General features: G+C 55.7%; 15 protein-coding genes and 2 pseudogenes. 2 read left to right on the top strand and 15 right to left on the bottom strand.

The genetic code is table 11. The features are described from left to right. The first annotated feature begins 271 nt into the window (after positions 1-271). Positions 272-1,543 (top strand): hypothetical protein, encoded by a 1,272-nt coding sequence (locus WH279_RS19610; protein ID WP_339458115.1) that lies wholly within the window; start codon positions 272-274, stop codon positions 1,541-1,543. Between the two features lie 193 nt (positions 1,544-1,736). Next, positions 1,737-2,789, top strand: a complete 1,053-nt coding sequence (fbaB, locus tag WH279_RS19605; RefSeq protein WP_133841502.1) for a class I fructose-bisphosphate aldolase — start codon at positions 1,737-1,739, stop codon at positions 2,787-2,789. 59 nt (positions 2,790-2,848) lie between these two features. On the opposite strand, the gene WH279_RS19600 is transcribed toward fbaB, so the two are convergent. The 15 genes and pseudogenes from WH279_RS19600 to WH279_RS19530 all read right to left on the bottom strand — a co-directional run bounded on the left by WH279_RS19600 (position 2,849) and on the right by WH279_RS19530 (position 23,343). Continuing rightward, a complete protein-coding gene (locus tag WH279_RS19600) occupies positions 2,849-3,535 on the bottom strand; it encodes a GntR family transcriptional regulator (RefSeq protein ID WP_200643566.1) in 687 nt (228 codons plus the stop codon). A gap of 92 nt (positions 3,536-3,627) precedes the next feature. Beyond that, positions 3,628-5,091, bottom strand: a complete 1,464-nt coding sequence (locus WH279_RS19595) for a mannitol dehydrogenase family protein (RefSeq protein ID WP_339458114.1) — start codon at positions 5,089-5,091, stop codon at positions 3,628-3,630. A 47-nt stretch (positions 5,092-5,138) separates the two neighbouring features. Beyond that, positions 5,139-6,421: pseudogene (locus tag WH279_RS19590) on the bottom strand (MFS transporter). A gap of 71 nt (positions 6,422-6,492) precedes the next feature. Continuing rightward, positions 6,493-7,503 (bottom strand): Zn-dependent oxidoreductase, encoded by a 1,011-nt coding sequence (locus tag WH279_RS19585; RefSeq protein ID WP_339458113.1) that lies wholly within the window; start codon positions 7,501-7,503, stop codon positions 6,493-6,495. A gap of 10 nt (positions 7,504-7,513) precedes the next feature. Beyond that, positions 7,514-8,728: a D-mannonate dehydratase ManD gene (gene manD, locus WH279_RS19580; RefSeq protein WP_339458112.1), complete on the bottom strand. Its 1,215-nt coding sequence runs from the start codon at positions 8,726-8,728 to the stop codon at positions 7,514-7,516. A 156-nt stretch (positions 8,729-8,884) separates the two neighbouring features. After that, complete coding sequence (locus tag WH279_RS19575; RefSeq protein ID WP_339458111.1) at positions 8,885-9,058, bottom strand: hypothetical protein; 174 nt, start codon at positions 9,056-9,058, stop codon at positions 8,885-8,887. Further along, a complete protein-coding gene (locus WH279_RS19570) occupies positions 9,027-9,491 on the bottom strand; it encodes a hypothetical protein (protein WP_339458110.1) in 465 nt (154 codons plus the stop codon). The genes WH279_RS19575 and WH279_RS19570 overlap by 32 nt, the downstream gene beginning before the upstream one ends. Before the next feature lie 175 nt (positions 9,492-9,666). Then, positions 9,667-10,566, bottom strand: a complete 900-nt coding sequence (gene yegS, locus WH279_RS19565) for a lipid kinase YegS (RefSeq protein WP_339458109.1) — start codon at positions 10,564-10,566, stop codon at positions 9,667-9,669. A 274-nt stretch (positions 10,567-10,840) separates the two neighbouring features. Continuing rightward, the gene (trhP, locus tag WH279_RS19560) at positions 10,841-12,223 is read right to left on the bottom strand and encodes a prephenate-dependent tRNA uridine(34) hydroxylase TrhP (RefSeq protein WP_339458108.1); all 1,383 of its coding nucleotides are present in this window, start codon (positions 12,221-12,223) and stop codon (positions 10,841-10,843) included. A 165-nt stretch (positions 12,224-12,388) separates the two neighbouring features. Beyond that, positions 12,389-13,096: a two-component system response regulator BaeR gene (gene baeR, locus WH279_RS19555; protein WP_159336325.1), complete on the bottom strand. Its 708-nt coding sequence runs from the start codon at positions 13,094-13,096 to the stop codon at positions 12,389-12,391. A gap of 16 nt (positions 13,097-13,112) precedes the next feature. After that, positions 13,113-14,498, bottom strand: a pseudogene (baeS, locus tag WH279_RS19550) (two-component system sensor histidine kinase BaeS). Then, entirely contained in the window at positions 14,498-15,904 is a 1,407-nt protein-coding gene (gene mdtD, locus WH279_RS19545; protein WP_339458107.1) for a multidrug transporter subunit MdtD, read from the bottom strand. The pseudogene baeS and the gene mdtD overlap by 1 nt, the downstream one beginning before the upstream one ends. Before the next feature lie 4 nt (positions 15,905-15,908). After that, the gene (gene mdtC / locus WH279_RS19540; RefSeq protein WP_339458106.1) at positions 15,909-18,983 is read right to left on the bottom strand and encodes a multidrug efflux RND transporter permease subunit MdtC; all 3,075 of its coding nucleotides are present in this window, start codon (positions 18,981-18,983) and stop codon (positions 15,909-15,911) included. Beyond that, entirely contained in the window at positions 18,980-22,096 is a 3,117-nt protein-coding gene (locus tag WH279_RS19535; RefSeq protein WP_339458105.1) for an MdtB/MuxB family multidrug efflux RND transporter permease subunit, read from the bottom strand. The genes mdtC and WH279_RS19535 overlap by 4 nt, the downstream gene beginning before the upstream one ends. Next, on the bottom strand, positions 22,096-23,343 hold the full coding sequence (locus tag WH279_RS19530) for an MdtA/MuxA family multidrug efflux RND transporter periplasmic adaptor subunit (RefSeq protein ID WP_133841516.1): 1,248 nt from the start codon (positions 23,341-23,343) through the stop codon (positions 22,096-22,098). Before WH279_RS19530 ends, WH279_RS19535 begins: the two co-directional genes overlap by 1 nt. Positions 23,344-23,544 lie beyond the last annotated feature (201 nt).

The raw sequence follows: 23,544 nt of genomic DNA, 5'->3' as shown, positions 1-23,544 counted from the left end.
ACTCTGTCTGGCGATGGTCTTATCGCCAGATAAAGGGGTAAAACTGGCCTCTACACTCGCCATCCTGGTGAGAGCAGGGTGATAGATTTGGCAAACGCATAGTATTCTCTTTACACCGAGGTGTAGTTTGCATCCTGAATCAACGTTCCTTAGCCAGTTTAAGTCGATCTCACAGCTGCTGATTGCTGAACCTCGTGAAAAAATTAACCAGCTGGCAATACTCCTGTCTGAAAATAATACTTTCCTTGATGAGAGCAATGAAACCATTGAAATGATCAATGCGCTGTCTGAAACGATTGAGAATGATTTTTCAGACACGTCTCTACAGCTGTTACAAAAAAGTCTTTTCCTCTTCTGGCGAAGGCTGATTGTCAGTAAAAAAATGGATATCTTCTTTTTTGGTCATCAAACCAATGCGACATTTTTCTTTGAGCTGCTTGATAAAGAGAATGCGGGGAATTTATTTTATATTGATGTCAACCCGGGTGAGAGTATCAGCACGGAGAGTTTTTCGCAGCCATTGCTCACCAGCGCGCATCCGGTGATCATTTACGATCACGGCGCAGAGGCGGTCAAAAACCTTGATGAAGTCCGTGATGCACTGCTGATAGCCGATTTTCAACAGGTTATGATGTTGAAAGCGTTACCTTTCTCCGACAGTGATGATGTGTTCATCTCTTTTTTACAGCATAAACACAATCAGACAGTGATGAAGAAACCGCCCACGCTGATTATGGGTAATTCTTATGGTTATTACGCCTATCCGCATAGCTGCCTGAATAAGTCTGTGAACCTTTCCATGCACAGCCTGGATATTCGTCAGGCACAGACGATGTTATCCCATTATGCTGAAAGCAAAAAACTTAAAACGGTTGTTTTGACCTTTGGGTATTTCGACATTTTCTATGAGCTGTATAAAACCCGGATGCAGGAAAATATCAGGGTAGTACATATTGTGAGTCATTATAATCATAAAAATAATATCCTGCCTTATGACAGTATTGCCACTGACTTTCCTCATGCTTCTGATGAAGCATTACTGGCTCATTTTCTGCCGATGGTGAGAAATAGCGAGCGGCTAGCGAATTTTAATCTTAAGCTTGATGATGCCGCCACGCTGGGCAGCATAAGTGTCAATCTCGAAGAACATATTAAGGGGGCGAGTTCGCTCCCGCAGGCGGTGTTTGAAGAGACATCGAAAAGTCGCGCCGCGCTCCACAATAAATCGTATAAATATAAGAAAAGTAAAGAGGTTAACGCAAAAATCATCAGCGAAATGTGCGCACTGGCGAAAGACAAAGGTATTCGAATTCATTATGTTATCCCGCCGTTTCCGGATGCCTATCTCCAGTCCCTTGAGCCACGGATGATTGAAGAGAACCGTGCTTTCTTAAAAAGTCTGGAAAGTTATCATTTTAATTTTCACGATTTTAATGAGGATAAAGCCTTTAACCGGACTGATTTTCGCGATGGCGATCATCTCAACTATCATGGTGCCGTTAAGCTGGTAAAAACCCTGAAGAAAAGGGGCGTGCTGCTTTAGCCTGGCCGGTTTTCAGCAGGATAAGTGACGGAGAGTGAGTGCTGCGTGACACTGCGCTTTTTAGTGCGGATCGTTCTGAAAAATGGAGTCAGCAATTTGCCTTAATGACGGTATTGGGTCCACCCTGTTGAGGTCAGGAAAACTGACCCGCGGGCCAGCAAAATGGCCCCCACACATTTTAACAGGAGTTATCATGACGGACATCGTACAGTTATTGGGCAAAGAAGCGGACTCTCTTTTGCAACATCGCTGCATGACTATTCCAGCGGACAACCTCTATCTTCCAGGGGCGGATTATGTGGATCGGGTGATGGTCGATAACAATCGTCCCCCGGCAGTTTTACGCAATATGCAAACACTGTACAACACCGGACGTTTAGCCGGGACAGGTTACCTCTCTATCCTCCCCGTAGACCAGGGCGTCGAGCATTCGGCGGGCGCCTCCTTTGCCGCCAACCCGCTCTACTTCGATCCGAAAAATATTGTGGAGCTGGCGATTGAAGCGGGCTGTAACTGTGTGGCTTCCACGTATGGCGTACTGGCTTCAGTCTCACGGCGTTACGCTCACCGCATCCCGTTTATGGTTAAGCTCAACCATAACGAGACGTTGAGTTATCCCACCCAGTATGACCAGACGCTGTATGCCAGCGTTGAGCAGGCGTTTAACCTCGGTGCTGTCGCCGTCGGGGCCACCATCTATTTCGGTTCAGAGCAGTCACGGCGTCAGATTGAAGAGATCTCTGCGGCCTTTGAACGCGCCCATGAACTGGGGATGGTCACCGTGCTGTGGGCGTATCTGCGCAATAATGATTTTAAAAAAGACGGGGTGGATTACCATGCCAGCGCCGACCTGACCGGCCAGGCGAACCATCTGGCGGCCACCATTGGCGCGGATATTGTGAAACAGAAAATGGCGGAGAATAACGGCGGTTATAAAGCAGTGAAATTCGGCCATACCGATGAGCGCGTCTACAGCACACTGACTACAGATAACCCTATCGACCTGGTACGTTATCAACTGGCGAACTGCTATATGGGGCGCGCCGGGATGATCAACTCCGGCGGTGCGGCAGCAGGGGATACGGATATTGCTGAATCCGTGCGTACGGCGGTGATCAATAAACGTGCAGGCGGCATGGGGCTGATTTTAGGGCGCAAGGCCTTTAAGAAATCGATGAAGGACGGCGTAGCGCTGATTAATTCAGTGCAGGATGTCTACCTCGCGAAAAACGTCACCATCGCCTGATTTATCGTAGGGGTCAGGCATGCCTGACCCTGTATCAACCGTGCCTTGTCCCGCCGGTTTCAGAATGGCTCAAACCACTCGCTGTTCTGCTCGGCAATCGGGGTAATAGAGAAAATCATCTCCTGCAAATGGCGGCGCAGCGCCTGTTCAGCGGCATCGGCATCTTTCGCACACAAGGCCAGGTAAATCTGGTGGTGCTGCTCAATCAGGCTCTCTGGCGGTGACACTTTACTTAACGTCAGAAAACGCACACGGTCCATGGTGGCTTTAATATTTTCCACCGTCTCCCACGCCAGTTCACAGGCAATACTTTGCGCGATCAATCGGTGAAACTCATCGTCCAGCAAGAGAAACGATTGGCTGTCGTGGCGATCGGCGGCCAGCTTTTGTAACTGCAGATTATGCTCCAGCGCCGCCAGCCCGACAGGTGTGGCTTCTGTGGCCGCACGGCGTACCACTGCAACCTCGACGGCTTCACGTATAAAGCGACCATCGGCAACGCGCTGCGCGGAGATTTTACGCACGAAGGTGCCGCGCTGCGGAAGGACCTGCACCAGGCCCGCTTCTGCCAGTTTGATAAAGGCTTCACGAACCGGCTGACGTGAGACGTTAAAGCGCGTGGACACCTCTTTTTCCGAAAGCAGTGAGCCGGGATGGATCGCACAGGTGACGATATCCTGACGCAGGAATCGATAAATCTGCTGGTTGACCGGCTCACTGGCGGTGATGGTATAAACTGTCGACATTCGGCAACGTCCCTTTAGCGGCGGGTCAACAGCCTGCCCGCCTATGGCGTGAAAGCCTTCAGTCTAATCAGGCTGGCGCATCAGCGCCAGAGTTAAACGCGGGCAACCAGTTGATGCACCGTTTGTTTCGCTCCCTGGCTCAACAGCAGACGGTAAAAATGGTTAACCTGGTGGACAAACTGTGGGTTACCGGGCAAATCCTCACCAAAGACATGTTTCAGCCCCAGTAAGGCGGCCACGCGGGATTCCCCTTCGGCACTTTCCGCAACCCTTTTTGCCAGCTCGGCACTGAGGGGATCGTTGATCACCATCGGCTGACCCTGCTCATCGTAACCGCTGATATAACGGATCCATCCTGCCACGCCAAGTGCCAGTAAATCGAACTTGCTGTCATGCGCGAGGTGCCAGCGGATGCTGTCCAGCCAGCGCTGGGGCAGTTTCTGGCTGCCATCATTGGCGATCTGCGCGGTGCGGTGCCGGATAGCACGGTTGCTGTAACGCGCAATCAGCGAGTCGGCGTAGGCCGTCAGATCAACGTCCGTTGTGCGTAGCGTCGGTGCCTGCTGTTCGAGCATCAGCTGGCGCGCCGCCTGTTTGAAATGAACATCTGTCATACAGTCGCTGATGTGCTGATACCCGGCGAGGTTACCCAGGTAGGCAAGGAACGAGTGGCTGCCATTCAGCATACGCAGCTTCATCTCTTCAAAGGGCAGCACGTCAGCCACCAGTTCCGCTCCGGCCAGTTCCCATGCCGGGCGGCCGCTGACAAAGTTATCTTCGATCACCCACTGGAAGAACGGCTCACAGGCCACTGCCACCGGATCCTCACCGCCCAGTTTGTCACGCAAGGCGCGGTGGGTTTCATCGGTCATCGCCGGAACAATACGGTCGACCATGGTGGACGGGAAGGTCAGCGTTTGCGTGATCCAGTCGGCCAGTTCCGGCGCCTGCTGGCGTGCCAGCGCGGTGATCACGTTGCGGGTGACATGGCCGTTTTCCGGCATATTATCGCAGGACATCACGCTGAAAGGTGCCAGCCCTCGCTCACGGCGTCGACGAATGGCCGCGAGAATAATGCCCGGCAGCGACTGCGGCGCATCGGGATTTTCCAGATCATGACGGATCGCCGGATGGTCAAGATTTAACTCACCGCTGGCCGGATAATGGCAGTAGCCTTTTTCCGTGACCGTCATGGAGACAATAGCGACGTCGGGCTGGCTCAGCGCGTCCAGCACCGCCTCAATACCGTCGGACTGGCCGTGCAGGGCGGCGGTCACCACGCCTATCACGCGCAGATTCAGCTGGTCATCGGCCATTTCGGCCACGGTGTAGCAGAGTTGCTGCTGACGCAGGGCGGTAATCAATTCGCCGCTGTTTAGATTGATTTCGCAATATCCCCAGTCACTGCCCTGTTCGGCGGCGAGCCGATCGCTACAGACGGCCTGGTGAGCACGATGGAAAGCACCAAAGCCAATATGGACCATGCGGGTCCGTAGCGCGTGACGGTTGTACTGGGGGCGTTCTACATCGGGCGGGAGGGTATCAAGAGACAACATAACGCATCCTTACAGATAAACGGGTGGTGCAAGCCCACCCGCGCTAATCAAATGGACACCGGAGTATCCAGTTTCTTCGGTGGTTTAATCACAAACAGCACCAGGAACGCGCCCAGCGCGGCCACCACGCCCGCCAGCACAAAGGCGCTGTCGAACTTACCGGTGTGCTGCACGATATAGCCGGTGACAATCGGCCCGACAATCCCGGAAAGGCTGCCGATCAGGTGAATAAATCCGCTGATACTGCCGACGCGGCTTTTATGCACCACATCCTGAATAATCGCCCAGTAAATTGCCCCGGTGATGTAGAGGAAGAAGATGGAGACAGACATCAGGCCGACGGCCGATGTGACCTCTTTTACCGTACCTGCAAAGCCGACACAAATTGCAGCGGCCATTAACGAGACCACCAGCACGATTTTGCGTGAAAGCAGCAGCTTGCCGGTCACTTTGAAAATTTTGTCCGAAATAATCCCCCCGAGCGCCAGACCGACGAAGCCGACGATCCATGGGATCATGGTGGTAATACTCATCGCTTTAATATCCAGCCCGTGCGCCTGGACCAGATAGGCCGGGAACCAGCTGAGGAAAAAGAACAAGATGTAGTTGTAGCAGAAGAAAGCGAATGCCGTGACCAGGATAATCGGCTGGCGCAGATAGTAGCCTAAGCCGTGCTGTGACTGTGACAGTTCCTCTTCAGCACTCAGCTGCTCGTCTTTCATCTGCGCAATCAGTGCACGTTCACGTTCGCTGATTAATTTGCTTTTCAGTGGATTGTCAGCGCAAAAAAAAACCACACGACCATCCAGATGATGCCAATCGAGCAGATAATGGCGAAGGCCGGACGCCAGCCGAAGGCAAGGGCAAGGTAGCCGATGATCGGCCCGGCGACTGCGCCGCCAAGGGGCGAACCGGCGCTTAGCAAGCCCATCGCCGTGGCGGCCTGTTTTTTCGGGAACCAGCCGTTAATCGCTTTATTAGCCGAGGCACAGATCGGCCCCTCTGCCATGCCGAACAGCACGCGCAGGATTAACATTGACCAGAAACCGGTGGCCAGGGCGGTAAAGCCGCAGAACAGTGACCACATCCCGACGGCAACGCCGAGAGTGATTGTCGGGCCGAATTTATCGGTCGCGAGGCCACCCACAAAGTTGAAGATGGCATAGCCGAAGAAGAAGCTGCCGAAAATCAGGCCAAACTCTTCCGCATTCAGCATCAGATCTTTTTCAATCATTGGCACGGTCAGGGACAGCGCCACCCGGTCAAGGTAGTTAATCATGTAAACAAGGAACAGCAGTAATACGATGGTCCAGCGCAGGTTCTTAAACATGGTAATAACTCCGCGTTCTATTTGTCATTGTAGGGTAGAGGTGATGGCCGGATGTCACCCCGGCTTTAGGGTTAATGCATGCTGATGATCACCTTGCAGCAGCTGCGCGGGTCCTTCTCGAACAGTGTCATGGCCTGTTCAATCTGGCTCAGGGGCAACGTATGGGTCACCAGCTTCTCTGGCTGAATCAGTCCCTGCTCCATCCACGTGATAACCTCGGGGAAGCGATGGCTGTTCAGTCGTGATGTAAACAACGACAGCTCTTTGCTGGTCAGGCTTTGCTGCGTCAGGGTGCAGGGTTCGCCAGAGAATCCCAGCAGGCCAATGCGCCCGGCCGGAGAGGCCAGTGCGGCGGCTTCGGACAGAATTGACGGATGGCAGGCAGCATCAATAATCAGCGTGGGCTGTACGCCGTTAAGCTGTTCTGCCAGCGGCGTGGTGCTGTTGTTCAGTGCCTGATCCGCACCATTTTCCCGTGCCATCGTCAGGCGCTCTTCCAGACGGTCAGCAACAATCACCGTCTTGACCTTGTAGACGCCTTTCAGTACCTGAATCGCGGTCAGCCCCATTGGCCCGGCACCGTAAATCAGTGCCACATCATCGGGAACCGGCTTGAGGAACGCGCTGATATTGGCCGCAATGGTAAATGGCTCGACCAGGCTGGCCAGCGTGTCCGGTATCGCCTCCGGCAGCACATAAGCATTTGCCGCTGGCGCAATCGCATACTCACTGAAACCGCCATCGCGATGCACGCCGATGACCTGCAATTCGCTACAGACATTCGGTCGACCGATCGAGCAGGGGTAACAGTGACCACAGCTGACGACCGGATCAACCGCCACGCGTTCACCGATGCGCGTACTGTCCACACCGCTGCCAGTGGCATCAATCAGACCGAAAAACTCATGACCGATCACACGCGGATAGCGAGCGAACGGGTTGTGGCCGTGCCAGATATGCACATCCGACCCGCAGATGCTGGCGTACTTCACTTTAACCCGCACTTCACCGGCAGCCGGTTCCGGCAGGGGACGATCCTGCAACTGCAACTCGCCCGGACATTCAATCACCACGCTTTTCATGTTGTGCTCCTTACCAGTTCCACAAGGTGCCGTCTTCCAGACGGGCCACAGGCAGATAGGCGGGTTCATAGGGGTATTTCGCGGCCAGTTTTTCGTCGAACTCAATACCCAACCCTGGCTTATCCCCCGGGTGCATATAGCCGTTATCGAAGCGCCAGCTGTTCGGGAAGACTTCCAGCATTTGCTCGGAGTAGCCCATGTATTCCTGCACGCCGAAGTTCGGCACCCACAGGTCAAAGTGCAGCGCTGCCGCCATGCAAATCGGTGACAGATCGGACGGCCCGTGCGATCCGGTTCGTACCTGATACAGCGAGGCGAAATCTGCGATGCGGCGCATACCGGTAATGCCACCTGCGTGGGTGATGGTGGTGCGGATATAATCGATAAGCTGCTCTTCGATCAGCTGTTTGCAGTCCCAGATACTGTTGAACACTTCGCCCACGGCAATCGGCGTTACGGTGTGCTGACGGATAAGGCGGAAGCTTTCCTGATTTTCAGCCGGTGTTGGGTCTTCCATCCAGAACAGGCGATAGTCTTCGATGCTTTTGCCGAAGCGGGCCGCTTCGATAGGGGTCAGGCGGTGGTGCATATCGTGCAGCAGGTGCTCGTCAAAGCCGAATTTATCGCGAATAGCTTCAAACAGTTTCGGGGTGAAATCGAGGTACTTCTCGGTAGACCACAGCTGCTCTTCCGGGTGTGCGCCTTTGGTCGCGGGTTCGTAAGCTTCACCTTTGCCTTTAGCCATTCCGTAGGTGGTTTTCATTCCCGGTACGCCGCACTGAGCGCGAATGGCTTTGAAGCCCAGCTCTTTATGCTTCGCATAGTCGTCCATCACTTCGTCAATGCTGTGCCCGGTAGTGTGGCAGTAGACCATCACGCCCGTGCGCGAAGCGCCACCCAGCAGTTGATAGACCGGCATATTGGCCGCTTTGCCTTTAATGTCCCATAGCGCCTGGTCTACGGCGGAGATGGCCGACATGGTAACCGGGCCACGACGCCAGTAGGCACCCTTGTAGAAGAACTGCCAGATATCTTCGATCTGATGGGCATCGCGGCCAATCAGCTGCGGGCAAACGTGATCTTTCAGGTAAGACGCCACCGGCAGCTCGCGGCCGTTCAGCGTGGCATCACCAATACCGGTCAGTCCCTGGTCGGTGGTGATTTTTACGGTGACAAAGTTTCTGCCCGGGCAAGTGACAAACACTTCTGCGTTAACAATTTTCATTCTGAACCGCCTTGTACGTCAACAATGGTGAAAAAATACGCTTATAACGTACTACCATACAAGTTGTGCGTGTGGGATTCGCGAGAGGGATCACATTTCGTCGGTGGAGCAGGAGGGGGGAAAAAGCGCCCAGGGGCGCTTTTAGTGAGTGTGGTATTAACGCACAGGCGACGATTCAGCCTGAGTGGTGGCCTGTTTTCTCTCAACAGCTTTTATCGCATCTACCGCCTCTCCGACTTCGCGCATTCTCTGACCCAGTTTATCCACTGCTTTTTGTAGAGCGATTTGCTGTTCTTGTTCATAGATAGCATTGCGGCGTTCGTATGACATATCCCCTCCTGTTGGGTTGAAAACCTGACTCAAGTGTATTTCCTGATACAAAATGCTTTTTGACGATACGCTGATATATTTTGCATAGCTTGTCATTAACAGCAAGAAAGAGATACATACCAGCATGGTACTGAATATAGTGTTCAATAAGTGCTCTTTCGACATGGCGGATAACATGTATAGACGAAATATTTCCACGCGGAGGATGAAAGCATGTTGAGTTTTTTACGCGATTATCACGAGTATCAAAAGAAACTTCATAAGCGCCATTGTGGCTCAAGGTAAAGCCTGCTTGTAAGTGGATACCTGAATCACTTTGTTGAGTAATCTGCTGAATAACCAACTCATATTCTACATCTTTTGATGTAAAATCATTAAAGTAGGTAACTCTGTTGGTGTAAAGATAGAATGGCCTGAATTCCATTTCCGTCATCTCCTTATTTATCCGCAACAAAAATAAAGACTTCTGTTATTACAGGGGATAATAACGATAACGTTTAATGGTTTCCTCTAATCCGGGCTGATTATTCATTATTCTGGAGCCGTGCCGCAAAAATTCACCCTGACGTTAATAACGACAGGGTGAACATCACCTTGAACAGAGAATATTACATCAGTAATTCACAGGAGGGGGGCAGGCGGCATTCCAGCGCATCCGGCATCACCTCAATGCGAAATTCTGTCCCGCTCAGGGGTTCGCCATCGAGATTAAAGGTCATCTCATTCGGCGCGCGGATAGTCAGCCACGACAGCGAGGCGGTAATCAGATTAGGATTTTCTTCGTTACTGGTCAGCTTATGCACCAGCGTGGGCAACAGCTCCTGCGAGGTGGCGATACTCAACTCCAGTTTGCCATCATTAATCAGCGCCGTTGGGCACAAACGCTGACCGCCACCCGCCTGACGACCATTACCAATACCAATCACCAGCGCATCACCCTGCCAGTGAAAATCCGGGCCTTCCAGCGTACAACTGTCGGCTTTCAGGGTATCCATGCGCATCAGCCCATGAATAAAGTAGGATACGCCACCCAGGGCAGATTTCAGTTTTTCCGGGGTTTCGGTGGTAATCCGCGTGCCGAATCCGCCAGTAGCCATATTGATGAAGTAGTGATCATCATTCACCCGCGCGAGGTCAATGGCCGTGGCTTTCCCCAGGATGGCCAGACGCAGTGCGTTTTCCATCTCCAGCGGGATACCTGCGCTGGTGGCAAAGTCATTGGCAGTGCCCAGCGGCACCAGGCCCAGCACCGGACGGCGCTCTGGCGATAATCCGGCGAGCGCGGTCGCCACTTCGTTAATCGTGCCATCGCCGCCAGCGGCAATCACGGTTTCAGCCTGCAATGCTACCGCTTCGCGCACGTAGCGCTCGCCGTCACCGTGCTCCCAGGTCACCCGCACTTCCAGCGGGAATCCCTCATTGCGCAGTGTTGCTATGGCCTCACGCAGCGCTTCATTGCCTGCGCTTTTACCATTTAAGATTGCCAGCGTAAGTGAATGTTTTTCCATTTTTTAATCCCTGAAGGCATTTGCGGTTTGCATCAACATATAGCATACCCTGCCACAGAGGGTTACCTCAGGTCGAAAAAGCGCGGAGTTTTCTGAAAAAAGGCGGGGACTGAAAAAAGAAATGGCCCGCACGGGGGAGCCGTGTGGGCCGAATAAGGTGGTTCTGGACACCAGGGTCCTGATAACATGCTATTTGAATTTGTTCATTAGGAGCGCGAGTATCTTAACGAAGTTAATGAGACGGTAATGTGATCGCATTCTAAGATCAGTAACATCATGTAACTTCTTTCGCCCGTTCCACTGCATGAGGATTACGGGTGGTCGTGCCTGCGAGATTCCGCATCAGCAGGGCATACTGAAGATCCATTTCCTCCGGCAGCGGCAGCCACACCAGATGGCCGTTGCCCGGGGCCACATCAATCGGCTGTGCTTTGCCATTTTCCATCTGCGTCAGGGTGAAGTTGATATTTCCCGCCGGGGACATCAGTTCCAGACTGTCGCCCACGCTAAATTTGTTCTTCACATCCACCTGCGCCAGAGCACCCCGGCGTTCACCCGTAAATTCACCGACAAACTGCTGACGGTCGGAGACCGAGTAGCCAGCATCATAGCTCTGATAGCTGTCATGCGTATGGCGACGCAGGAAGCCTTCGGTATAACCGCGATGTGCCAGCCCTTCCAGGGTTTCCAGCAGGGCAGGGTCAAAGGGTTTCCCGGCGGCGGCATCATCAATAGCGCGCCGATACACCTGAGCGGTGCGTGCGCAGTAATAAAAGGATTTGGTGCGTCCTTCGATTTTCAGCGAGTGGATGCCCATCTGCGTGAGACGCTCAACGTGCGCCACGGCGCGCAGATCTTTCGAATTCATAATGTAAGTGCCGTGTTCATCTTCGAAGGCGGTCATATACTCACCCGGGCGCATGGCTTCTTCGATCATAAACACTTTATCCGTTGGCTGCCCGGCGCCCAGCGTGGGTTCGACATTCTGTACGGCAATTGGCGCCTGGCGATGCACGATATTGCCAATCGCATCCTCTTTGCCTTCCTGGACGTTATATTCCCAGCGGCAGGCATTGGTGCAGGTGCCCTGATTCGGGTCGCGTTTGTTGATGTAACCGGAAAGCAGGCAGCGGCCGGAGTAGGCCATGCAGAGTGCGCCGGGGACGAAAATTTCCAGCTCCATCTCCGGCACCTGCTGACGAATCTCACCGATCTCTTCCAGGGACAGCTCGCGTGACAAAATCACCCTTGTCAGCCCCATCTGTTGCCAGAATTTCACCGTCGCCCAGTTGACGGCGTTCGCCTGTACCGACAGATGAATATCCATCTGTGGAAACGCTTCGCGAACCAGCATGATCAGCCCGGGATCGGACATGATCAGCGCATCTGGCTGCATATCAATCACCGGTTTCAGGTCACGAATAAAGGTTTTCAGCTTGGCGTTGTGCGGGGCAATATTCACTACCACGTAGAATTTTTTACCAAGCGCATGGGCTTCATTAATGCCCGTGGCCAGATTCTCATGGTTGAATTCGTTATTGCGCACGCGCAGGCTGTAACGAGGCTGACCGGCATACACGGCATCTGCGCCATACGCAAAAGCGTAACGCATATTTTTTAGTGTCCCGGCCGGAGAAAGCAGTTCCGGTTTGTTCATAATGTCTCAGTCTGATGTCAGGTCAGATATTGCGGTGATAGCGGTTTCTGTGCGGCATGGGTCAGGCATGCCTGACCCCTACAAATGACGCAGGGGTGAGGCATGCCTCGCCCGGTATGTTGTCTGGCGGGGATTGTAAGGCGGTGATTGTTTGGGGAAATTGATCTACATCAAACGACAGATATCTGCTTCCCAGCGATATCCCATGCCATAGACTGCACGGATAAAGGGCTGGTCGGCATCCAGCAATTCCAGCTTACGGCGCAGGTTCTTAATGTGGCTGTCGATAGTACGGTCAGTGACCACGCGGTAGTCGTCATAGAGATGATTCAGCAACTGCTCGCGTGAGAACACTTTGCCCGGCTCCTGGGCCAGGGTTTTCAACAGACGAAATTCGGCGGGCGTCAGATCGAGGGGTTTATCGTCCCAGCTCGCCTGGAAACGGTTTTCATCCACCTTCAGCAGCGACACCTGACGCGCTTCTTCCGGGGTACGCTGACAGCGTTTAAGAATGGTTTTGACACGCGCCACCACTTCACGCGGGCTGAAAGGCTTACAGATGTAGTCATCGGCGCCAATTTCCAGACCGAGCAGGCGGTCAATCTCTTCAATCTTTGCCGTCACCATCACCACGGGGAGGTCGGAGAAACCGCGCAGTTCGCGGCACACGGATAAACCGTCCAGCCCCGGCAGCATCAGATCCAGCAGGACCAGGTCCGGTGAATGCTGTTTTACCCATCCCAGCACTTCATCACCGCGCAGCAGATGATGGGTACGAAAGTTAGCGGCCTGCAGGTAGTCGATCATCAGTTGGCCGAGTTTGGGTTCGTCTTCAACGATTAAAATCAGCGGAGCGGGCGTGTCGAGCGTCATAGTGTGGTCGCCATGGTCAGTGAGTCTTATACGGCAAGTGTACCGTAATTCGCACGCCACCGGCATCGGAGTGCTCCGCAACAATGGTGCCGTCATGCGCTTCGACAATATTATGGCAGATAGCCAGCCCCAACCCTGAGCCCCCGCTGGCCCGGTTACGTGAACCTTCAGCACGGAAGAAACGCTCAAAAATCTGCGTCCGTTGTTCATCGCTGATACCGGGGGCGCTGTCATCGAAGTGCAGCACATTGGCATTGGCACGTTGTTGCAGCGTGATATGCAGGCTGCCGCCGGGATCGGTATAGCGCAGGCTGTTTTCCATCAGGTTGGTGAAAAGTTGCATCAGACGGTCCGGGTCACCAAACTGAGGTGCCTGGTCGGGTAACGTCAGCGTCAGATTCAGCGGATGCTGTTCAAAACGATGGCGGAAATTGCCGGAGACCAGTTCGAGCAGCGGGACGATGTCGGTCTGGCTTTTGCGATAGGCCAGTGCCCCTTCATCCGACAGCGATAACTGATGAACATCGTCCACCAGCTTGGTCAGCGTGGCGACCTCGCCCTGTAAGGAGACAATTGATTCCGGAGTCAGTTTACGCACCCCGTCCTGAATCGCTTCCAGCTCGCCGCGCAGGATCGCCAGCGGCGTGCGCAGCTCGTGGGAGATATCGGCCATAAACGCCCGGCGCATTTTTTAATTTTTCTCCAGCGTGTTGGCGAGGCGGTTAAAGTCCTGCGCCAGCCTGCCCAGCTCATCGCGGCTGGAGGCCTGCACCCGGCTGGTAAAATTCCCTGTCGCGAGGTGATGGGTGCCTTCCACCAGACGTTTTACCGGCGCCAGCAGCCCGCGTGACAGCAGCCAGGTAACGGCGGCGGCCAGCAGCATCGTCAGGCCGACGATCATCCAGCTGGTACGATTCTGCTGCCGATCGAAATTAATGTCGGCGCTGCGCGTCAGGCGTTCAGAGGGGGAGCCAATCACCCAGCCGACCACTTTGCCATTGCTGGTGGTAATACTGCGGCGGGAGCCTTCCTGCGGAACCGGAGCGCGTGGGCCAATCATCACATGATACTGCTGGTCGATAATCCAGAACTGTGTACGCCAGCCGTGAGGCGGAAGCTGATTGTTAGCATCCGGGTTCTGCTCCAGCGAGCGCAGAATATTAAACACCAGCTTGTTGTTATTACGCAGGAAATCCCAGTTGCCATGCTGCTCATACTGGTCTGCCAGCGCATCGCTGAGCAGCGTCAGCCGCTGCTCATTGCCGCGTTTGATATAGTCGATAAAACCGTGTTCAAAGCTCAGACGAACGCCCCAGTGCATGGTGATCAACACCAGCATGCAGGTGGAGAAGATCGCCGCGAAAAGCTTGGCAGTGATGCCGATACGTAATTTTGCCAGCATTAAGGCTTTCTCCTGCGCGCCGGAAGCGTATTAGGGGACGTCTCTTTGGGGACGCGCCAGAAAACAAAGACCGGCAGGGCAATGATCAGTGCCATACACAGCCAGGTATAGATAAACGTCTCTGCGATTTGCGGGCTGCCGCTCGCGGCCTCGTGGCCGAAAGTGCCCAACAGCAGCCCGGCCACGGTCACGCCGATACTCATCGACAGCTGCATCACCATCGACAGTAGGCTGTTACCGCTGCTGGCAAGCTCGTCAGGCAGCTCTTTCAGCGTCAGCGTATTCATGGCAGAGAAGCGAATGGCGTTGACCATTCCTTGTAAAAACAACACCACGGGCAGCAGGGCATGCCAGCCCATCAGCGCCACGGCAGGGAATAAGAGCACCACCAGCGCCAGTGCCAGCGTCGAGCCCATCAGCACATGGCGGTAGCCAAAGCGGTTAACGATCTGCACGACAATGCGCTTCATCCCCATATTGCCCAGCACCATCGGGATCATCATTAATCCGGCGTGCAGCGGGCTGTAACCCATGCCGATTTGCAGAAAAATGGGCGTCATAAACGGCAGCATGCCACTGCCGATACGTCCGGTCAGGCTGCCAATCAGGCCAATAGAATAAATGCGATTGTCGAAAAGTTTCAGGCTGAACAGTGCGCCATCGTTGTGACGGGCATGCAGCAGATAAAACAGCAGGCTGAAGACCCCGCAGAGGATCAGCAGACACAGCAGCAGGGGAGAGAGACCGGAGCCGCGCTGGCCGGCCAGCGCCAGTGTGAGCGTGGCCATACCGGCTGCCAGCAGCAGATAGCCGGTAAAATCGAAGCGTCGGGTTTGCAGGGTAAAGTTTGACATCAACGTGAGCGTGGCAATCGCCCCGATAATCCCCACCGGGATGTTGATCAGGAAAATCCAGTGCCAACTGGCGTACTCCACCAGCACACCGCCCAGCGCCGGGCCGAGCAGCGGGCCAATTTGCCCCGGCAGGGTGACGAAGGTCATTGCGGCCATATAGTCGGCGCGCGGCACCAGCTTCATCACCGTTAAGCGGCCCACCGGCACCATCATTGCCCCACCGATGCCCTGCAACACGCGTGAGAGAATCAGCTGGTCCAGTGTGGTCGAGAGCGCACAGCAGAGCGAGCCCGCACTGAACAGCACAATGGCGCTGAAGAACACATTTCGCACCCCGAAGCGGTCTGCCAGCCAGCCGCTGATCGGTAACATCACCGCCACCGTCAGCACATAGGAGACAATCACCGAATGCATATTCAGCGGGCTTTGATGCAGGCTGGCCGCCATCGACGGCAGCGCCGTATTGACGATGGTGGTATCCAGCGTCTGCATAAAGAAGCCGAAGGCCACTATCCAGAGTTGCCAGCGTACGGAAGCAGGAGGCGCGGTCATGGCATCAGCTTTCCCCGGTGACGGCATCAAAGCGCGGTTTACGCCGCAGTTTGTCCATGTACAGATAGACCACTGGCGTCGTGTACAGCGTCAGCAACTGGCTCATCACCAGCCCGCCGACGATAGTGATCCCCAGTGGCTGGCGCAGTTCGGCACCGTCACCGCTGGTCAGCACCAGCGGCAGCGCACCGAACAGCGCAGCCAGGGTGGTCATCATAATCGGGCGGAAGCGCAGCAGACTGGCCTGGAATATCGCATCGCGCGCCGTCATCCCACCGTTGCGCTGGGCGTCCAGCGCGAAGTCGACCATCATAATCGCGTTTTTCTTCACGATGCCGATCAGCAACAGGATGCCGATCAGCGCGATCAGGCTGAACGGGGCACTAAACAGCTCCAGCGCCAGCAAGGCGCCGACCCCCGCTGACGGCAGGGTGGAAAGGATAGTCAGGGGATGAACGTAGCTCTCATACAGGATCCCCAGCACGATATACACGGTGGCAATCGCCGCCACAATCAGCCACAGCTGGCTGCTTTGGGTTTGCTCAAACACCGCCGCCGTGCCGGAAAAACTGCCGCGCACGCTGGATGGCACACCCAGCGAGGTGACGCTGCGGTCGATGGCCGCTGAGGCCTGCGACAGCGATACCCCTTCGGGCAGGTTAAACGAGACGGTGGAGGCGGCGGACAGCCCCTGATGATTCACCGACAGCGGTGAGTTCGCCGGCTGCCATTTTGCAAACCAGGAGAGCGGGATGGATTTCCCCTCACTGTTAATCACATACATCTGGTTAAGGGCGCTGATATCCTGGGTGTAGCGCGGATCGACCTCCATCACCACTTTGTACTGATTCAGCGGCTGATAAATAGTGGAAATCTGCCGCTGGCCGAAGGCGTTATTCAGCAGGTTATTAACATCGGCGACATCAATGCCGAGCCGCGCCATACTGGCGCGATCGTAGGTCAGCGCCATCTCAGCCCCTTTATCTTCCTGATCGGAGTTCACATCGGCCAGCTCGGGCAGGGCGGCAAAGGCGCGGCGGATTTTAGGCTCCCACTCACGCAAATCATCCAGGCTGTCTGAGAGCAGCGTGTACTGATATCCGGCATTGGACTCGCGCCCGCCGACGCGAATATCCTGCACCGCCATCAGAAACAGGTTGGCACCCGGTTCTTTTGCCAGCTTGCCGCGCAGCCGGGCGATCACCTGTTGGGCGTTTTCGCTGCGCTCACTGAGCGGCTTCAGTGAGATAAACATCGAGCCGCTATTGGTGCGAGAACCTCCGGTAAAGCCCACCACACTTTCGACGGCCGGATCGGCGTGGACGATACGCATAAAGTCTTCCAGCTTGCCGCGCATCGACTGGAACGAGATGCTCTGGTCGGCCTGAATAAAGCCCATCAACCTCCCGGTGTCCTGCTCCGGCATAAAGGTTTTAGGAATGGAGACGTACAGATAAAGGGTCAGCCCGATGGTGGCGAGAAACACCAGCAGCGTCCAGCGCGCATGGTCCATCACCCGTTGCAGAGTGCGGCCATAGCCCTGTTGTACCGCCAGCAGCACGCGGCCAAAACCGCGAATGCGCGGCTGCTCATGTTGGGGTTTATTACGTAGCAGCCAGGCACACATCATCGGCGTCAGGGTAATGGATATCACGAGGGAGATGGCGATGGCCACCGAGAGTGTGACGGCAAATTCTCTGAAAAAACGGCCAATAATGCCGCCGAGCATCAGCAGTGGAATAAACACCGCCACCAGCGAGATACTCATCGACACCACGGTGAACCCGACCTCGCGTACCCCCTGCAACGACGCCTGAAGCGGCTTCATGCCAGCCTCAACATGGCGTGAGATATTCTCCAGCACCACAATGGCATCGTCGACGACAAAACCGGTCGCTACCGTCAGCGCCATTAGCGACAGGTTGTTCAGACTGAAGCCACAGAGATACATCGCGGCAAAAGTGCCGATCAGCGACACCGGCACGGCCACTGCCGGGATCAGCGTGGCACGGCCGGAGCGCAGGAAGGCAAACACCACCAGGATCACCAGACCCACGGAGATCGCCAGCGACTGTTCCACCTCGTGCAGTGAAGCACGAATGGTCGGAGAACGGTCCTGCGCCACCTCCAGCTGAATCGAGGCAGGAATAATCTGGCTCAGCTCAGGGATTTTTCCCCGAATCCGATCAACGGTATCAATGATATTGGCTTCCGGTGCTTTTCGGATCAGCACCAGGATCGCCGGGCGGGCGTTTGACATCCCGGCGTTGCGCACATCTTCGACCGAGTCGGTTACCGTGGCGACGTCCTGCAAGCGGACTGCGGCACCGTTGTTGTAATGCACCACTAACGGCTGGTATTCGGCGGCGGTTTGCAGTTCATCGTTGGTTTTCAGCCACCAGCGTTGGTGAAGATCTTCAACGGCACCCTGAGGTTTACGCACGTTGGCGCTGGCAATGGCCGTTCGTACCGCGTCCAGCGATACGCCCTGATGGAACAAGGCTTGTGGATTGAGTGCAACACGCACCGCAGGCAGTGAACTGCCGCCGATAGTGACATCACCCACCCCGTCGATTTGTGACAGTTTCTGCGCCAGCTGTGTCGAGGCGTAGTCATACAACTGACCCGGGGACCAGCTGTCTGAGGTCAGCGTCATGATCATAATCGGCGCGTCGGACGGGTTCGCTTTGCGGTAGGTCGGCCGGCTGGGCATCCCGGTCGGCAGCAGGCTCTGGGCGGCGTTGATTGCCCCCTGCACATCGCGTGCCGCGCCGTTGATATCGCGTTCGAAATCAAATACCAGGATAATCCGCGTGCTGCCAAGCGAACTGGTGGAGGTCATTTCAGTGATGCCGGCCACCCGGCCCAGCGCGCGTTCCAGCGGCGTTGCAACGGAGGACGCCATGGTTTCTGGCGAGGCGCCAGGCAGCGATGCGCTGACCATGATCACCGGGAAATCGACCTGTGGCAGCGGAGAGACCGGCAACAGACGGAAACCGAGGATCCCGGCCAGCAGGATCGCCACGGTCAGCAGGCTGGTGGCGATCGGACGATGAATAAACAGGGCGAAAAATTTCACTCTGCCTCCCGGCGTGCCAGGCGGCGGGTCGCGCGCGACAGACGATCAAACAGCAGGTAGATCACCGGCGTGGTAAACAGCGTCAGCACCTGGCTGACAATCAGTCCACCCACCATCGCGGTTCCCAATGGACGACGCAGTTCCGCACCGACCCCGGTACTCAGCATCAGCGGCAGGGCACCAAACAGGGCGGCCAAAGTAGTCATCAGAATCGGACGGAAACGCAGCAGACATGCCTGGTAGATGGCCTCATACGGCGTCATGCCCTGTTCACGCTCTGCCGCCAGTGCGAAATCGATCATCATGATGGCGTTCTTTTTGACGATGCCAATCAGCAGAATAATACCAATGATGGCAATCACATCCAGCTCGCTACCGCTCAGCAACAGTGCCAGCAGCGCACCGACTCCCGCCGTTGGCAGTGTGGAAAGAATGGTTACCGGGTGGATCAGGCTCTCATACAGCACGCCAAGCACGATATACATTGCGACAACCGCCGCCACAATCAGCCATACGGTACTGGAGAGCGCGGCCTGGAAGGCGAGGGTGCTGCCCTGGAACTGCGTCATGATTTCTGACGGCATCGAGAGATCTTTTTCCGCCTGGGTAATGGCATTCACCGCCTGCTCCAGCGAATAGCCATCGCTGACGTTAAACGAGAAGGTGGTGGACGGGAACTGGTCGAGGTGATTGATGCTCAACGCACCATGACGCTGCTCTACGCTGGCAATCGCGCTGAGTGGCACGCTGCCGCCATCGGTACTGTTCAGGCGAATGGATTGCAGCGCTGCCAGGCCTGGCGTGGCCGCCGTGTCATGCTCCAGCACCACGCGGTACTGATTAGCCTGGGTATAAATGGTCGATATCAGTCGCTGGCCAAAGGCGTTATACAGCGCGTTATCCACATCGGCCAGTGAGATGCCCAGGCGGCTGGCGCTGTCACGGTCAACGCGGATATACGCTTCCAGTCCCTGGTCCTGCCAGTCGCTGCTCACTTCTTTGAGTTCAGGCAGTGTGGCCAGCCTGGCCTGTAACTTCGGTACCCAAAGGCTCAGTGAGTCCAGCGATCCGGCCTGCAGGGTAAACTGATACTGCGTGCGGCTGGCCTGGGTATCAATGGTCAGGTCTTGCACCGGTTGCAGCCAGAGGTTAATGCCGGGGATTTTCGCAGTCTGCTGTTGCAGACGGGCCATCACCACCGGGATGCGGTCATCACGTTCATCCAGCGGTTTCAGGTTGATTTGCAGCCTGCCGCTGTTGAGTGCGGCGTTGGTGCCGTCCACCCCCACGAAGGAGGTCAGGCTTTGTACCGCCGGGTCCTTCATGATCACCGAAGCCACTTCCTGCTGGCGCTGCGCCATATTGCTGTAGGAGACCGACTGCGGAGCTTGGAGGGTTCCCTGAATAATGCCGTTATCCTGCAGCGGGAAGAAGCCCTTGGGGATCACCAGCCACAGTAGGACGGTCAGCGCCATGGTGCCGAAGGCGACACCGAGTGTCAGCCACTGATGTTTCAGAACCTTCTGCAACAGGCGGCCATAGCGGGCAATAATCCGTTCGAACAGGGCTTCACTGGCACGTGAAAAACGGTTCTGTTTGCGCAGAGACTCAACGCTTAACATGCGTGCGCACATCATCGGCGTCAGTGTCAGCGACACAATGGCCGAGATAAGGATCGCTACCGCCAGGGTAATGGCAAATTCGCGGAACAGGCGGCCAACGATATCCCCCATAAACAGCAGCGGGATCAGCACCGCAATCAGCGAGAAGGTCAGGGAAATAATGGTAAAGCCAATTTCACCCGCCCCTTTCAGCGCTGCCGTCAGCGGTTTTTCCCCTTTCTCGATATAGCGTGAAATGTTTTCGATCACCACAATGGCATCATCAACCACGAAGCCGGTGGCGATCGTCAGCGCCATCAGCGTCAGGTTGTTGACCGAAAAACCAAAGAAATACATCACCGCAAAGGTGCCTACCAGAGAGAGTGGCACCGCCACGGCGGGAATAATGGTCGCCGCGACGTTGCGCAGGAACAGATAAATAATCATCACCACCAGCGCCAGCGCCAGTAGCAGTTCAAACTGCACATCGTGGACCGAGGCACGGATATTGGTGGTTCGGTCGGTCAGCAGCTTCACGTCTACGGACTTGGGCAGTGAGGCGGTGAGGGCGGGCAGCATTTGACGAATATTGTCGGCGGTGGCGATGATATTGGCCCCCGGCTGACGCTGGATATTCAGCACAATCGCGGGCTGGCGGTTAGCCCAGGCCCCGAGCCAGCTATTTTCGGCCCCTTGCTCTACGGTGGCCACATCCCCGAGCCGCACCGGCGCCCCGTTCTGGAAACTGACAATCAGCTGGCGATAGCCTTCAGCCGTTTTGATCTGGTCGTTGGCCGAGAGCGTAATCGAGCGTTCCGGGCCATCCAGGCTACCTTTCGCTGAGTTGACGTTGGCATTGCTGATGGCGGTACGCACCGTCTCACTGGTGATATTCATCGCCGCCAGCGCCTGAGCGTTCAGTTTCACTCGTACAGCCGGACGCTGACCGCCGGAGATCGTCACCAGCCCCACACCGGAAACCTGCGAAATTTTCTGCGCCACACGGGTTTCCACCATGTCGGCCACCTGGGTCATTGGCAGGCTGGTGGTGGTGACGGCAAGGGTCATGATCGGGGGATCGGCCGGATTGACCTTGCTGTAAACCGGCGGGTTAGGCAGATCGGAGGGCAGCAGATTGGTGGCGGCGTTGACCGCGGCCTGCACTTCCTGCTCGGCCACATCCAGCGGCAGCGTCAGTTGGAACTGAAGGGTGACAACCGAAGCACCGCCAGAACTTTGTGACGCCATCTGTTTCAGGCCGGACATCTGGCCAAACTGGCGTTCCAGCGGCGCGGTAATCGCCGATGTCACCACATCCGGGCTGGCCCCGGGGTACAGCGTGACCACCTGAATTGTCGGATAGTCGACCTCTGGCAGCGCCGAAACCGGCAGGGCGCGATAGCCGATAATCCCCGCCAGCAAAATAGCGATCATCAGCAGCGTGGTGGCGACCGGGCGCAGAATAAACTGGCGGGATGGACCACCGCCTGGTGTTGGGGGCATGACCTGCATCAGTCGCTGGCTCCCTTCGCCGGTTGGGCGGTTTTACCGGATGTCAGCGGTGTGGCCTGCGGGGCGACCACTTCCACCGTTGCCCCGTCTGTCAGACGATCGATACCGTCTGTCACCACTTTTTCACCGGCTTCCAGCCCGGCCTTGATCACCACTTTTTCGCTGTCCTGGAATTCAATGGTGACGATTTTCTTACTCACTTTGTTGTCGCTGTTAACCACCCAGACAAAGCTCCCCTCATTGCCCATTTGCAACGCGGCTGCCGGGATCACAATCGCATCCTGCAAGGTGCTGACCTTCAGACGGGCGTTAACAAACTGATTGGGGAACAGGCGGTCGTCCTGATTCTCGAAACGCGCTTTTAGCTTGACGGTGCCGGTCGTGGTATCGATCTGGTTATCCAGGCTCAGCAGCGCCCCGGTGGTCAGCAGCGTTTTATTGCTGCGATCCCAGGCTTCTACCGGCACTGCACCCTGTTTCTGCGCGCTGAGGATGGCGGAAATATCATTTTCCGGCAGGCTGAAAATCAGGTCGATGGGATGCGTTTGCGTGATCACCACAATGCCAGTGGTGTCGCCGCTGCTGACATAGTTGCCAATATCGACCTGCTTCAGGCCCACGCGTCCGTCAATCGGTGACGTCACGCGGCTGTAGGTGAGGTTGAGCCGGGCACTGGCCACGCTGCCTTCATCGGCTTTGATGGTGCCCTGGGTTTCACTGACCAGCGAACGCTGGGTATCCAGCTCCTGCTGTGAGACCAGGCTGGTTTTCGCCAGCTTCTCATAGCGTGCCAGGTCGCGCTTTGCATTGGCCAGCGTGGCGTTGCTTTTTGCCAGCTGCCCTTCGGCCTGGATCAGCGCCACCTGATAGGGACGCGGGTCGATCTCCGCCAGCAGTTGCCCGGCTTTCACTTCCTGGCCTTCATTAAAATGAAGGGCGATAAGGTCGCCATCGACGCGGCTGCGCAGTGTGACGGTGTTTGCCGCCGTCACGGTGCCCAGCCCGGTAAGATATTGAGGCACGCTCTGACGGATGGCGTCGGCGGCCTGCACCGGGGCCATCGCAGCGCCCATCGCACCGCCGTTACGCCCACCGCCGCGATGACCTTTGCCACGAGATTGCTCTGCGCCTTCGGCAGGCTGTGCCTGGGAAGCGCTACTGTGGCTGTACCACCAGTATCCGCCGCCTGCGATCAGCGCAACAGCGATAACCAGGGGGATGACAGGGAAACGACGCGGTGTTTTCATGTTTTTTGCTCTCAGTAAATCTGGTGAATACCCAGGCGGGACAAAAAGGTGCCCCGAATCTTAAAAGAATAGCGAACTTCAACCGCTGAAAAATGAAGGAATTAAGAATAACGGGTTAGCGATACGCTGTCGCGTGAGCATGAAATGATTTTAATCACTTCTCGCAAATTCATTACCATTATTGAACCAAGCGTGCTCCAG

This window comes from Erwinia sp. MYb375, assembly GCF_037479175.1.
GTDB lineage: Bacteria > Pseudomonadota > Gammaproteobacteria > Enterobacterales > Enterobacteriaceae > Erwinia > Erwinia rhapontici.
Note: the sequence above shows the minus strand (reverse complement) of the source record. Positions and strands in the feature narration are given on the sequence as shown.